Source organism: Paraburkholderia sp. 35.1 (assembly GCF_050436525.1).
Lineage (GTDB): Bacteria > Pseudomonadota > Gammaproteobacteria > Burkholderiales > Burkholderiaceae > Paraburkholderia > Paraburkholderia tuberum.
In genome coordinates this window covers 2,441,122-2,454,134 of the sequence record NZ_JBNDMJ010000003.1, presented here as the reverse complement: position 1 = coordinate 2,454,134, position 13,013 = coordinate 2,441,122, and the positions used below count along the sequence as shown (strand labels likewise).

Sequence of the window (13,013 nt, the reverse complement as noted above, 5' to 3'; positions counted from 1 at the left end):
GCTCTATCGACTCAATGCGCCAACGGGGCCGAGCCAGCCCAGAACCATGCATGCGGCGCCCGCGCTTCACACCGCCGCCCGCCGGGAGTCTTTCGACACGCTCATGAGCGAAACACACGTCACTTCATCCGCATCCGCCGCAACCTCCAGCGGCCTTGTAGCCAGCCCCTTCCGGGTCGCCGCGCTGCAGATGGTCAGTTCGCCGGATCGCGATCGCAATCTCGCCGACGCAGAGCGCCTGATCGCCGAAGCCGCCGCCGACGGCGCGCAACTCGTGCTGCTCCCCGAGTATTTCTGTTTCATGGGCTTCAAGGACACCGACAAGCTCGCCGTGCGCGAGCCACATCAGGACGGCCCGATCCAACGCTTTCTCGCCGACGCCGCGCGCCGCCACCAGATCTGGGTGATCGGCGGCACCCTGCCGCTGAACGCACCGGAGCCGTCGCGCGTACTGAACACGACGCTGGTGTTCGACCCGAACGGCAACGAGGCCGCGCGCTACGACAAGATCCACCTGTTCAACTTCGAAAAGGGCGAAGAATCGTTCGACGAAGCGCGCACGATTCGACCCGGCACCTCGGTGCAAAGCTTCGAGGCGCCATTCGGCCGGGTCGGCCTGTCGGTCTGCTACGATCTGCGCTTTCCCGAGCTGTACCGGCGCATGGGCGACTGCGCGCTGATCGTGGTGCCGTCGGCGTTTACCTACACGACCGGCCGCGCGCATTGGGAGCTGCTGCTGCGCACTCGCGCGATCGAAAACCAGTGCTATGTGCTCGCCGCGGCGCAAGGCGGCAAACATGAAAACGGCCGCCGCACCTGGGGCCACAGCATGCTGATCGACCCGTGGGGCGAGATCGTCGCGGTGCGCGACGAGGGCGCCGGCGTGGTCGCGGGCAACCTCGAACGCGCGCGCATCGACGAAGTGCGGCAGAGCCTGCCGGCATGGCGTCATCGCGTGCTGACCTGAAACCGACATTGAAACTGCGGCGCCTGCCACGCATATAGCGACGCAGGCGCTCCCCGACCCCTTCGTATCGAGCAGAACATACTTCGCATGAACATCATCGAACCCGGTATCCGTAATCTCGCCGCCGCCAAGGACATCCTCCTCACGCCCTATGGTCTCGACGAATCGCTGCTCACGCGCACGCTCGCCGAAATCTTCACGCACCGCGTCGACTACGCGGACCTGTACTTCCAGACCACCCGCAGCGAAGCGTGGAGTCTCGAGGAAGGCATCGTGAAGTCGGGCAGCTTCAGCATCGATCAGGGTGTCGGCGTGCGCGCCGTGTCGGGCGAGCGCACCGCATTCGCCTACTCGGACGATCTGTCGCCCGAAGCGATCCGCCAGGCGGCCATCGCCACGCGCGCGATCGCCAAGGCAGGCGGCGGCAAGCAGAAGATCCAGGTGGCGTCGTCGCTGACCGGCATCGCCGGGCGCGATCTGTACCTGCCGTCCGACCCGCTGCATTCGCTCGACGCCACCGCCAAGGTCAAACTGCTCGAGCGCATCGAGCAGATGGCGCGCGGCCGCGACCCGCGCATCCAGCAGGTGATGGCGGGCCTCGCCGGCGAATACGACGTGGTGCTGGTCGCGCGCAGCGACGGCGGCTTCGCGGCCGACATCCGGCCGCTCGTGCGTGTCTCGGTGACGGTGATCGCCGAGCAGAACGGCCGCCGCGAAATCGGCAGCGGCGGCGGCGGCGGGCGTTTCGACTACGGCTATTTCACCGATGAAGTGCTGTCGCGCTATGTCGACGATGCGGTGCACGCCGCTCTCGTCAATCTCGACGCGCGTCCGGCGCCGGCCGGCGCGATGACCGTCGTGCTCGGGCCCGGCTGGCCCGGCGTGCTGCTGCACGAGGCGATCGGCCACGGGCTCGAGGGCGACTTCAACCGCAAAGGGTCGTCGGCATTCGCGGGACGCATCGGCGAGCAGGTCGCCGCGAAGGGCGTCACCGTGGTCGACGACGGCACGCTGCCGAATCGTCGCGGCTCGCTCAATATCGACGACGAAGGTAATCCGACCCAGTGCACGACGCTGATCGAGGACGGCATCCTGAAGGGCTACATCCAGGACACCCTGAACGCGCGTCTGATGAAGATGCCGGTCACCGGCAACGCACGGCGCGAATCGTACGCGGCGCTGCCGATGCCGCGCATGACCAACACGTACATGCTGAACGGCGACAAGGACCCGCAAGAAATCCTCGCGTCCGTGAAGAACGGCCTGTATGCGGTGAACTTCGGCGGCGGTCAGGTCGACATCACGAACGGCAAATTCGTGTTCTCGGCCTCCGAGGCGTACATGATCGAGAACGGCAAGATCACGTATCCGGTCAAGGGCGCGACGCTGATCGGCAGCGGACCGGAATCGCTGAAGTACGTCACGATGATCGGCAACGACATGAAGCTCGATTCGGGCGTGGGCGTGTGCGGTAAGGAAGGCCAGAGCGTGCCGGTGGGCGTCGGTCAACCGACGCTGCGCATCGAGCGGATGACGGTCGGCGGCACGGCCTGATTTCGTCACGGATGCACGCTTCGCGCACGCAAGGCGCGAAGCGTGCGGGTTTTCCGCATTTTTCGACGCCCCAGCTTGTCAGCCGAGCCTGTACCGGGTTATAAAGTCACTCACCCTTTTTGACCAGCGACGCATTCACTTCGCCATGTCCGCCAAGTTTTATTTTTACTTTTTTTGGTATCTCAGACCGCTGGCGGATCGAGAGGGGTGTTAGTGCACGCAGGACACCGAGAATTCCCGAAAAACCGCCAGCTAGCCTGGCGGTTTTTTTTCGTCTCACGCTTTTCGATACCTGACTGACATTTTGTCGTTGACCATTTTTTGATCGTCGTCCGCTCTGGCCTCGCTGTTTGATCACTGACTGATCGCCCCCGTTGCCCGCGCGAACACGCTACGAACCGATTCAGGAGAACAACATGCCCCCGCACAATACCGATGATGTCCGCATTCGCGAATTGAAGGAACTCACGCCGCCCGCTCACCTGATCCGCGAATTTGCCTGCGACGAGACGGTTTCCAACGTGATCTACGACTCGCGCACCGCGATGCATCGCATTCTGCACGGCATGGACGATCGTCTGATCGTCGTGATCGGCCCGTGCTCGATTCACGATCCGAAGGCCGCGATCGAATACGCGGGGCGTCTGATCGAGCAGCGCAAGCGCTTTGCCGGCGAACTCGAAGTCGTGATGCGCGTGTACTTCGAAAAGCCGCGTACGACGGTGGGCTGGAAGGGTCTCATCAACGACCCGCATATGGACAACAGCTTCAAGATCAACGAAGGTCTGCGCACCGCGCGCGAACTGCTTCTGCGCATCAACGAACTCGGCCTGCCGGCCGGCACCGAGTACCTCGACATGATCAGCCCGCAGTACATCGCGGATCTGATCTCCTGGGGTGCCATCGGCGCGCGCACGACCGAATCGCAGGTGCACCGGGAGCTGGCTTCGGGACTGTCGTGCCCGGTCGGCTTCAAGAACGGCACGGACGGCAACGTGAAGATCGCCGTCGACGCGATCAAGGCCGCCTCGCAGCCGCACCATTTCCTGTCGGTCACGAAGGGCGGCCACTCGGCGATCGTATCGACCGCGGGCAACGAGGACTGCCACGTGATTCTGCGCGGCGGCAAAACGCCGAACTACGACGCCGACAACGTCAACGCGGCCTGCGCGGACATCGGCAAGGCGGGTCTCGCCGCGCGTCTGATGATCGATGCGAGCCACGCGAACAGTTCGAAGAAGCACGAGAACCAGATTCCGGTGTGCGCGGACATCGGCCGTCAGATCGCCGCGGGTGACGAGCGGATCGTCGGCGTGATGGTGGAGTCGCACCTCGTCGCGGGTCGCCAGGATCTGCAGGAAGGCTGCGAGCTCACGTACGGCCAGAGCATTACCGATGCGTGTATCGGCTGGGACGAAAGCGTCGCGGTGCTCGAAGGCCTTGCCGAAGCGGTCAGGCAGCGCCGCGTCGCGCGCGGCAGCGGCAACTGAACACCTGCCCCGCCGCCACTGCGGGGGCTTGTCGGCAGTCCGTAGAAGAAACCCGGTTCAATATCGAACCGGGTTTTTTTATTGGCCATTCGGACGAATGGTACTCAGCCTGCTGCCTCGATATCGTCATAGCTCGTTGCCTGGTCGCTTACACGCTTGACCAGGCCGGAGAATGCGTATAATATTTTATACATGAGGTGGCGATGGAGCAGGAAAAAGAAATTCGCTGGTTAGGCTCCAGCTACCGTGATTTGCTCGCTTTTCCCAACGAAGCGCGTCGTCTCGCAGGGTTTCAGCTTCACAAGATTCAGTCAGGACTCGACCCTGACGACTGGAAACCGTTCGAGTCTATCGGCGCGCGAACGCGCGAAATTCGCATCAGAGACGAGGACGGCATTTTTCGCGTGATGTACGTCACCAAATACGCCGAAGCGCTGTACGTGCTGCATTGCTTTCAGAAGAAAACGCAGAGGCTCGGACCGCACGACAGAAGAATTGCCGAAACGCGCTACCGCGCCATCACCCATTACAGGACCACCCAGCCATGACGATCGACACCAACATTCGTCACGTAACGCGAGCCGGCGCGAACGTGTTCCTCGAACTCGGTTTTTCCGCCGATGAAGCGAAGCGCCTTCACGCGGCGTCGCAAAAGCAGATCAACGACACGCGGCTGCTCAAGGAACAGCTGATGACCGAGCTGTCCACGTGGATCGAACAGCATCATCTGAAGCAGGCCGAGGCGGCCGAAATCCTGATGGTGTCGCGCCCGCGCGTGTCCGACGTCGTCAACAAGAAAACCACCAAGTTCACGATCGACACGCTCGTGGAAATGCTGAGCCGCATCGGCAAGCCGGTCACGCTCGCCGTCGGTTGAGCCTCGGTTCGTGCGAAGCACCGTGCGTGTCTATGCGCACATGTGCGTCGCCATTCAAGGCGCGCCGCGATCGTGCTGCCACAGCACGTCGGTGCCGCCGTCCGCGCGATTGAGCACGCGCGCCAGCACGAACAGCAAATCCGACAGCCGGTTCACGTACTGACGTGGCGCCGCGTTCAGCGCCTCGTGTTCGCCAAGCGCGACGATCGCCCGCTCCGCGCGGCGGCAAACGGTACGGCACACATGCGCGAGCGCGGCCGCGCGCGAACCGCCCGGCAGAATGAATTCCTTCAGCGGCGGCAGCGTGGCGTTGTAGTCGGCGAGCCAGCCGTCGAGCTGCGCGAGATGCTGTTCGGTAATCATCGTGTGACCGGGAATGCACAGCTCGCCGCCCAGATCGAACAGGTCGTGCTGGATTGCGACCAGCGCCGCGCGTACGTTCTCGGGCAGGTTCTCGCACAACAGCACGCCGAGATTCGAATTGAGTTCGTCGACGTCGCCAATCGCGGCGATACGCGCGCTGTCCTTGCGCACGCGGCGACCGTCGCCGAGACCGGTGGTGCCGTCGTCGCCGGTGCGAGTGGCGATCTTGCTGAGGCGATTGCCCATGACGTCTCCCATGTATTAGTGACGATGCTGCCAGCTGGTTTGTCCATATTGCACGCATCGCGAAATCGCCGCCATTATATGAGCGCAAGCCGACCCAGCGCTGCCTGGCGGGCGAACGGCGTAAAATGAAACACTTGCTGCAAACAGACCGTTATTTAAAGAAACTTTCATGGGACCGGAGCAAGCGTTGAAGCGCCAACTCCGATCGAGCTAAAGCATGGGACCGGAGTAAGCGCTGTAGCGCTAACTCCGGTCGACACAGGAGACATGCGTGAACCATCCCGTGCCGCCGGCGCCGCTACGCCGGCCGTTTCCCGCCGAATTGCTGAACCAGCTAAAAGCCGCTTTCGGCGATCGCGTTTCCGTTGCCGAAGCCGTGCGTGCGCACCACGGCCGCGACGAATCACCGTTCGATCCGCAACTGCCTGACGCCGTCGTGTTCGCGCGTACAAGCGAAGACGTGCAAACCGCCGTCAAGCTGTGCGGCCAGTACGACGTGCCGATCATTCCGTACGGCAATGGCTCGTCGCTCGAAGGACATCTGCTTGCCGTGCAAGGCGGCGTGTCGATCGATCTGTCGGAAATGAACCGGGTGTTGTCGATCAACGCCGAAGACCTGACCGTCACCGTCGAGCCCGGCATCTCGCGCAAGCAACTGAGCGAAGCGCTGCGCGACACCGGCCTGTTCTTCCCGATCGACCCCGGCGCGGACGCGAGCATCGGCGGCATGTCGGCAACCCGCGCGTCGGGTACTAACGCCGTGCGCTACGGCACGATGCGCGAGAACGTGCTCGGCCTGACGGTCGTGCTCGCCGATGGCCGCGTGATCAAGACCGGCTCGCGCGCGCGCAAATCGTCGGCGGGGTACGACCTCACGCGCCTGTTCGTCGGCTCGGAAGGCACGCTCGGCGTGATAACGGAAATCACGCTGCGCCTCTATCCGCAGCCGGAGGCGGTGTCGGCCGCGGTATGCACGTTCCCGTCGATGGGCGATGCGGTGCGCGCGGTCATCGAGACGATTCAGATCGGCGTGCCGATCGCGCGTGTCGAGTTCGTCGATGCACTTGCGATCCGCTCGATCAATCGCCATTCGAATCTGACACTGCGCGAAGCGCCCACATTGTTCTTCGAATTTCACGGCACCGAGGCCGGCGTCAAGGAACAGGCCGAACTCGTGCAGGAAATCGCCGCACAGAATGCCGGTGAAGGCTTCGAATGGGCGACGCGCCCCGAAGACCGCAGCCGTCTGTGGAACGCGCGTCACAACGCCTATTTCGCGATGCTGCAACTGAAGCCCGGCTCGCGCGCGGTCACCACCGACGTCTGCGTGCCGATCTCGCGTCTCGCGGAGTGTGTGGTCGAAACGGAGCAGGACCTATTGGCCTCGCCGCTGCCCTGCCCGATCGTCGGCCATGTCGGCGACGGAAACTTCCACGTCGCGATCCTGATCGATCCCGACAAGCCCGAAGAGCTCGAGGAAGCCGAGCGCCTGAACCACCGCATCGTGCAGCGCGCGCTGCGGATGGACGGCACCTGCACCGGCGAGCATGGCATCGGCCTGCACAAGATGGGCTTTCTGCTCGAGGAGCACGGCGACGTCGCGGTCGACACGATGCGCTCCATCAAGCACGCGCTAGACCCTCGCAATCTGATGAACCCGGGCAAGATTTTCGCCTGGGCGGCGGCCTGATCGACATTGCGCATGCCGGCCGCGACAAACCGCTGACGCGCCCGGCGGCAACCGCGCCAAGCTGAACACGCAAGTGATTCGAAGCAGGCAGCACGAAACAGCCGGCTCGAACCAGCAAGCCGGACCGGCGCAAGCCACGAGGAGACAACTCACATGAACGCACCCGCTGAACTGTCGGCCGAAGTCCTCGCGCAGCGTCAGCGCGAAGTCGTGCAGGCGCTGATGGCCGTGTTGCCGACCCACTGTCTGCTGTATCGCGAAGAAGACACCGTCGCGTACGAATGCGACGGGCTCGCCGCGTACCGGCGTTTGCCGCTCGCGGTCGTGTTGCCGGAAACCGAATCGCAGGTGCAGCGCATCGTGCAGATCTGCCATCGCCTCGAGGTGCCCATCGTGCCGCGCGGCGCGGGCACCGGGCTGTCCGGCGGCGCGATGCCGATTCGGCACGGCGTGGTGGTATCGCTCGCGCGCTTTCGCAAGATCGTCGAAGTCGACTCGTACGCGCGCATCGCGACCGTGCAGCCGGGCGTGCGCAATCTGGCGATCTCCGAAGCCGCGGCGCCGTATGGTCTTTACTATGCGCCGGATCCGTCGTCGCAGATTGCCTGCACGATCGGCGGCAACGTGTCGGAGAATTCGGGCGGCGTGCATTGCCTGAAGTACGGCCTCACCGTGCACAACGTGCTGCGCGTGCGCGCGGTCACGATGGAAGGCGAGATCGTCGAATTCGGCTCGCTCGCGCCCGACGCGCCGGGGCTCGATCTGCTCGCGGTGCTGATTGGCAGCGAGGGCATGTTCGCGATCGTCACCGAGGTCACCGTCAAGCTGATCCCGAAGCCGCAAACCGCGCAGGTCATCATGGCCAGCTTCGACGACGTCGTCAAAGGCGGCGACGCCGTTGCGGGCATCATCGCGGCGGGCATCATTCCGGCCGGCCTCGAGATGATGGACAAGCCCGCCACGCGCGCGGTCGAGGAGTTCGTCAACGCCGGCTACGACCTCGACGCGGCGGCGATCCTGCTGTGCGAATCGGACGGCACGCCCGAGGAGGTCGCGGCCGAGATCGTGCGCATGACCGCGGTGCTGCGCGAGCACGGCGCGACCCGTATCCAGATTTCACGCACGGAAGCCGAGCGCCTGCGCTTCTGGTCCGGGCGCAAGAACGCGTTTCCGGCCGCCGGCCGCATTTCGCCGGACTACTACTGCATGGACGGTACCGTGCCGCGCCGCAGTATCGGGCCGCTGCTCGCGCGCATCGAGGAGATGGAGAAGACCTACCAGTTGCGCTGCATCAACGTATTCCATGCCGGCGACGGCAACATGCACCCGCTGATCCTGTTCAACGGCAACGACCAGGACGAGTGGCATCGCGCCGAGTTGTTCGGTTGCGATATCCTCGAAGCTTGCGTCGAGCTGGGCGGCACGGTGACGGGCGAGCATGGCGTCGGCATCGAGAAGATCAATTCGATGTGCGTGCAGTTCTCGCCCGAAGAGCGCGATACGTTCCACGCGGTCAAGCGAGCATTCGACGCGCCCGGCCTGTTGAACCCCGACAAGGGCATCCCGACGCGGGCGCGCTGTGCCGAATACGGCAAGATGCACGTGCGCGGCGGCCTGCTGCCTCATCCCGAGCTGCCGCGCTTCTAGCGGCTGGCGTTTGCAGCGCGCATCCACCGTTGGCCGCGCCCGCGCTGATGCTGGCGCGGCCTGCGCGGCGCTTTGCGCCCTCTCCTCCAGACCGATGCCGCGCCCCGTCATGCGGGTGCGCTCCGGCTTGCCAGCGAGCCGCCGCCCGGTACAATCAAACGAAACACAACGAGCAGGACACCATGGAAGAGGACGACATCGTCGCCGTATGGTCCGAACGCGTGCGTTCGGCCAGCGCCGAGGGACGCGCGCTGCGCATCCGCGGCGGCGGCACCAAAGACTGGTATGGCCAGACGCTGGAAGGTGAGATCCTCGACACGCGCGCTTATCGCGGCATCATCGCGTACGATCCGGCCGAGCTCGTGATCACCGCGCGCGCGGGAACACCGCTGCTGGAAATCGAAGCCGCGCTCGCCGAGCACAACCAGATGCTGCCGTTCGAGCCGCCGCACTTCGGGCCGCAGGCCACCTTTGGCGGCTGCATCGCCGCTGGCATTTCGGGGCCGCGCAGGCCGGCCGTCGGCGCCGCGCGCGACTTCGTGCTCGGCGCCGTCGTGATGAACGGCCAGGGGCAGGTGCTGCACTTCGGCGGCCAGGTCGTCAAGAACGTCGCGGGTTACGACGTGTCGCGGCTGCTCGCGGGCTCGCTCGGCACGCTCGGGCTGATCCTCGAGCTGTCGGTCAAAGTGCTGCCGCGGCCGCAGGTCGAAGCCACGCTGAAGTTCGACATGAACGGCACCGACGCGGTACGCAAGCTCAACGAATGGGGCGGCCGGCCCCTGCCGATCACCGCGAGCGCATGGCGCAACGGCACGCTCGCGGTGCGCCTGGGCGGCGCGGAAGCCGCGGTCAAGGCAGCGCGCACCGGGCTCGGCGGCGAAGTCGTCGATGCGGTCGAAGCTGAACGCTTCTGGGCCGGTCTGCGCGAACAGACCGATTCGTTTTTCGCGGGCATTCCACCGAAGGCCGCGCTGTGGCGTCTCGCGCTACCGTCGATCACCGAGCCGCTGCAGCTGCCCGGCGCGCAACTGATGGAATGGGGCGGCGGCCAGCGCTGGTGGATCACCGACACCGACGCGCAAACCGTGCGCATCAGCGCGAAACAGGCCGGCGGCCATGCGACCATCTTCCGCAGCGGCCACGGCTACGACCGCGGCGCCGGCGTATTCACACCGCTGCCCGCGCCGCTGATGAAAATCCATCGCGGCCTCAAACATGCATTCGACCCGGCCCGCATCTTCAACCGCGGCCGTCTCTACTCCGACTTCTGAGCGACGCGATGCAAACCAACCTCGCGGACTTCATTCGTAATACGCCCGATGGCAACGAAGCGGACGCCATCCTGCGCAAATGCGTGCATTGCGGTTTTTGCACCGCCACCTGCCCAACCTACCAACTGCTTGGCGACGAGCTCGACGGCCCGCGCGGGCGCATCTATCTGATCAAGCAGATGGTCGAAGGCGCGCCGGTCACGCGCAGCACGCAGGTTCACCTCGACCGCTGCCTGACCTGCCGCAATTGCGAATCGACCTGCCCGTCGGGCGTGCAATATGGGCGGCTCGTCGAAATCGGCCGCAAGCTCACCGAAGAGAAAGTCACGCGTCCGCTCAATCAGCGGCTGATGCGGCGCCTGCTCGCGAGCGTGCTGCCGAACAGCGCGATCTTCACGCCGGCGATGCGGCTGGGTCAGCACGTGCGCGGCCTGCTGCCGAAGAAGCTGCGCGACAAGGTGCCCGCGCGCCAGCACCCGCTCGAATGGCCGAGCGCAAAACACGAACGCAAGGTGCTGATGCTGGCGGGCTGCGTGCAACCGTCAATGATGCCGAACGTCAACATCGCGACCGCGCGCGTGTTCGACGCGCTCGGCATCGAAACGCTGATCGCGCCCGACGCCGGCTGCTGCGGCGCGATCCGCCTGCACCTCGGCTACCACGACGAAGCGCTCGACGACCTGCGCGCGAACATCGACGCATGGTGGCCCTACGTCGAACAGGGCATTGAAGCGATCGTGATGAACGCGTCGGGCTGCGGCGCGACGGTCAAGGAATACGCGCACCTGCTGCGCCTCGATCCGAACTATGCCGAGAAGGCGCGCCGCATCGTCGAATTGACGCGCGACGTCTCCGAGATCCTGCCCGAGTTCGAAGAACAGCTCGTCGCCATCACGCGCCGCCGCTCGGTACACACGGTCGCGTTTCATCCACCCTGCACGCTGCAGCATGGCCAGCAGATCCGCGGCAAGGTCGAGCAACTGCTCGGCGCGCTCGGCGTCGAAGTGCGCCTGCCCGCCGACAGCCATCTGTGCTGCGGCTCGGCCGGCACCTACTCGCTGCTGCAGCCGCGCATGTCGTACGCGCTGCGCGACCAGAAGCTCGAGCGTTTGCAGGCGCAGGAGCCGCAGGTGATCGTGTCGGCGAACGTCGGTTGCATCGCGCATCTGCAAAGCGGTACGTCGACGCCGGTCGCGCACTGGATCGAATTGGTCGAGCACATGCTGTCCGTATAATCGGGGCATCGTCTTCGCTGAACACCGGTTCGTTCCATGTCCGATCTGCCTCACAATCTCGCCGACGTGCACGAGCGCATCGCCAGGGCCGCGCAAGCGGCCCACCGCGTCGCGCAGTCCGTGACGCTGCTCGCGGTCTCCAAAACGTTTCCCGCCGATGCCGTGCGCGCCGCTCATGCGGCCGGTCAGCGCGCATTCGGCGAGAACTACGTGCAGGAAGCGCTCGACAAGATCCAGGCACTTGCCGATCTGCGCGCGTCGCTCGAATGGCATTTCATCGGGCCGCTGCAATCGAACAAGACGCGGCCCGTCGCCGAGCATTTCGACTGGGTACATTCGGTCGATCGGCTGAAGATCGCGCAACGGCTGTCGGAGCAGCGCCCGGACCACCTGCCGCCGCTCAACGTGTGCCTGCAGGTCAACGTCAGCGGTGAAGCGTCGAAGAGTGGCGTCGCCATCGCCGAGGCGGCCGCTATCGCGCAGCAGATCGCCGCGCTGCCGAAGCTGAAGCTGCGCGGACTGATGTCGATTCCCGAACCGGGCGGCGATCTCGCAGAACAACGCGCGCCGCATCGCCAATTGCGCGAGTTGTTCGAGCGCTTGCGTAACGACGGGCTCGCGCTCGATACGCTGTCGATGGGCATGTCGGCCGATCTCGAAGCAGCCGTGCTCGAAGGCGCGACGATCGTGCGCGTCGGCACCGCGATCTTCGGCGCACGCAATTATTCGCGCTGAGCATTTCCACGGGCCTTGCGCGAACCTGGCTGCGCGAAGCCCTCACCGCATCTCATCTGAACCTACCCGGACCATCATGAAAATTGCGTTTATCGGCGGCGGCAACATGGCCGCGGCGTTGATCGGCGGCCTCATCAAGCGGGGCGTCGCGCCCGCGGACCTGTACGCGGTCGATCCGAACGAAGACGCGCGCCAGCGCAACGAGCAGCAATTCAGCATCCGCACCGGCGCGGCCGCCGACGTCACGCTCGCCGACTACGACGCGGTCGTGCTCGCGGTGAAGCCGCAGATCCTGAAGAGCGTCGCCGGGACGCTGGCGCCGCATCTGCGCGCGTCGCAACTCGTCGTCAGCATCGTCGCGGGCATTCGGATCGGCGACATGTCGCGCTGGCTCGCTGGCCACAACCGCATCGTGCGCGTGATGCCGAATACGCCGGCGCTGATCGGCAGGGGCGTCACGGGTCTCGTCGCCAGCGGCAGCGTCGACGAAGCGGGCCGCGCGCTCGCGTCGCAGGTGCTCGGCGCGGTCGGCGAAACCGTCTGGTTCGACGACGAAGCGAAGATCGACGCGGTCACCGCGATCTCGGGCAGCGGGCCGGCCTACGTGTTCTATTTCATCGAAGCGCTGCAGGAAGCCGCGCGCCAGCTCGGTATGGACGAAGCGCAGGGCCGCGCGCTGGCGGTCGCGACCTTCACGGGCGCCGCGCAACTCGCGGCCAATTCCGACGAGCCGCCGAGCGTGCTGCGCGAGCGCGTGACATCCAAAGGCGGCACGACCGCGGCAGCGCTCGCCTCGTTCGAAGCGAGCGGCATCAAGGACGCGATCGTGCGCGGCGCACTGGCCGCTGACGCGCGGGCGCGCGAGATGGGCGACGAGTTCGGCAAGCAGTAACGCGAACCGGCGTCGAAAAGAAACAGCGGAAACAGACACGCCGTAG

The 13,013-nt window shown here is 65.2% G+C and carries 13 protein-coding genes; 11 read left to right on the top strand and 2 right to left on the bottom strand.

Annotation, left to right across the window (positions count from 1 at the left end):
- Positions 1-103 precede the first annotated feature (103 nt).
- Complete coding sequence (locus OKW27_RS31460; RefSeq protein ID WP_184062298.1) at positions 104-967, top strand: carbon-nitrogen hydrolase family protein; 864 nt, start codon at positions 104-106, stop codon at positions 965-967.
- Between the two features lie 87 nt (positions 968-1,054).
- Positions 1,055-2,521 (top strand): metalloprotease TldD, encoded by a 1,467-nt coding sequence (gene tldD / locus OKW27_RS31455; protein WP_090803105.1) that lies wholly within the window; start codon positions 1,055-1,057, stop codon positions 2,519-2,521.
- Between the two features lie 106 nt (positions 2,522-2,627).
- On the opposite strand, the gene OKW27_RS31450 is transcribed toward tldD, so the two are convergent.
- The gene (locus OKW27_RS31450) at positions 2,628-2,879 is read right to left on the bottom strand and encodes a hypothetical protein (RefSeq protein ID WP_221311849.1); all 252 of its coding nucleotides are present in this window, start codon (positions 2,877-2,879) and stop codon (positions 2,628-2,630) included.
- Positions 2,880-2,937: 58 nt separating this feature from the next.
- Between OKW27_RS31450 and aroG the strand changes: the two genes are divergently transcribed.
- From aroG to OKW27_RS31435, 3 genes are all read left to right on the top strand, one after another.
- Positions 2,938-4,011 carry a 3-deoxy-7-phosphoheptulonate synthase AroG gene (gene aroG / locus OKW27_RS31445; protein WP_090805593.1) on the top strand — a complete coding sequence of 358 codons (1,074 nt, stop codon included), beginning with the start codon at positions 2,938-2,940 and terminating at the stop codon, positions 4,009-4,011.
- Between the two features lie 203 nt (positions 4,012-4,214).
- On the top strand, positions 4,215-4,559 hold the full coding sequence (locus OKW27_RS31440) for a type II toxin-antitoxin system RelE/ParE family toxin (protein ID WP_429335770.1): 345 nt from the start codon (positions 4,215-4,217) through the stop codon (positions 4,557-4,559).
- Positions 4,556-4,888, top strand: coding sequence for a helix-turn-helix domain-containing protein (locus OKW27_RS31435; protein ID WP_090803102.1), 333 nt, complete (start codon positions 4,556-4,558; stop codon positions 4,886-4,888). Before OKW27_RS31440 ends, OKW27_RS31435 begins: the two co-directional genes overlap by 4 nt.
- A gap of 54 nt (positions 4,889-4,942) precedes the next feature.
- On the opposite strand, the gene OKW27_RS31430 is transcribed toward OKW27_RS31435, so the two are convergent.
- The gene (locus OKW27_RS31430) at positions 4,943-5,497 is read right to left on the bottom strand and encodes a cob(I)yrinic acid a,c-diamide adenosyltransferase (RefSeq protein ID WP_090803100.1); all 555 of its coding nucleotides are present in this window, start codon (positions 5,495-5,497) and stop codon (positions 4,943-4,945) included.
- Between the two features lie 271 nt (positions 5,498-5,768).
- Between OKW27_RS31430 and OKW27_RS31425 the strand changes: the two genes are divergently transcribed.
- The 6 genes from OKW27_RS31425 (at position 5,769) to proC (ending at position 12,967) form a co-directional block, all read left to right on the top strand.
- A complete protein-coding gene (locus OKW27_RS31425) occupies positions 5,769-7,187 on the top strand; it encodes an FAD-linked oxidase C-terminal domain-containing protein (RefSeq protein ID WP_429335769.1) in 1,419 nt (472 codons plus the stop codon).
- A gap of 153 nt (positions 7,188-7,340) precedes the next feature.
- A complete protein-coding gene (locus tag OKW27_RS31420; protein ID WP_090803097.1) occupies positions 7,341-8,834 on the top strand; it encodes an FAD-linked oxidase C-terminal domain-containing protein in 1,494 nt (497 codons plus the stop codon).
- A gap of 182 nt (positions 8,835-9,016) precedes the next feature.
- A complete protein-coding gene (gene glcE, locus OKW27_RS31415) occupies positions 9,017-10,105 on the top strand; it encodes a glycolate oxidase subunit GlcE (protein WP_090803095.1) in 1,089 nt (362 codons plus the stop codon).
- Positions 10,106-10,113: 8 nt separating this feature from the next.
- Positions 10,114-11,340: a glycolate oxidase subunit GlcF gene (gene glcF / locus OKW27_RS31410; protein WP_429335768.1), complete on the top strand. Its 1,227-nt coding sequence runs from the start codon at positions 10,114-10,116 to the stop codon at positions 11,338-11,340.
- 36 nt (positions 11,341-11,376) lie between these two features.
- Complete coding sequence (locus OKW27_RS31405; protein WP_429335767.1) at positions 11,377-12,075, top strand: YggS family pyridoxal phosphate-dependent enzyme; 699 nt, start codon at positions 11,377-11,379, stop codon at positions 12,073-12,075.
- 76 nt (positions 12,076-12,151) lie between these two features.
- Positions 12,152-12,967: a pyrroline-5-carboxylate reductase gene (proC, locus tag OKW27_RS31400; RefSeq protein WP_429335766.1), complete on the top strand. Its 816-nt coding sequence runs from the start codon at positions 12,152-12,154 to the stop codon at positions 12,965-12,967.
- Positions 12,968-13,013: the final 46 nt, after the last annotated feature.

What these genes read in the sequence shown, in the direction of transcription:
- OKW27_RS31435 (WP_090803102.1), top strand. Translation starts at nt 4,556, where the DNA reads ATGACGATCGACACCAACATTCGTCACGTAACGCGAGCCGGCGCGAAC.
- OKW27_RS31460 (WP_184062298.1), top strand. Translation starts at nt 104, where the DNA reads ATGAGCGAAACACACGTCACTTCATCCGCATCCGCCGCAACCTCCAGC.
- proC (WP_429335766.1), top strand. Translation starts at nt 12,152, where the DNA reads ATGAAAATTGCGTTTATCGGCGGCGGCAACATGGCCGCGGCGTTGATC.
- glcF (WP_429335768.1), top strand. Translation starts at nt 10,114, where the DNA reads ATGCAAACCAACCTCGCGGACTTCATTCGTAATACGCCCGATGGCAAC.
- OKW27_RS31430 (WP_090803100.1), bottom strand. Translation starts at nt 5,497, where the DNA reads ATGGGCAATCGCCTCAGCAAGATCGCCACTCGCACCGGCGACGACGGC.
- glcE (WP_090803095.1), top strand. Translation starts at nt 9,017, where the DNA reads ATGGAAGAGGACGACATCGTCGCCGTATGGTCCGAACGCGTGCGTTCG.
- OKW27_RS31440 (WP_429335770.1), top strand. Translation starts at nt 4,215, where the DNA reads ATGGAGCAGGAAAAAGAAATTCGCTGGTTAGGCTCCAGCTACCGTGAT.
- OKW27_RS31405 (WP_429335767.1), top strand. Translation starts at nt 11,377, where the DNA reads ATGTCCGATCTGCCTCACAATCTCGCCGACGTGCACGAGCGCATCGCC.
- aroG (WP_090805593.1), top strand. Translation starts at nt 2,938, where the DNA reads ATGCCCCCGCACAATACCGATGATGTCCGCATTCGCGAATTGAAGGAA.
- OKW27_RS31420 (WP_090803097.1), top strand. Translation starts at nt 7,341, where the DNA reads ATGAACGCACCCGCTGAACTGTCGGCCGAAGTCCTCGCGCAGCGTCAG.
- tldD (WP_090803105.1), top strand. Translation starts at nt 1,055, where the DNA reads ATGAACATCATCGAACCCGGTATCCGTAATCTCGCCGCCGCCAAGGAC.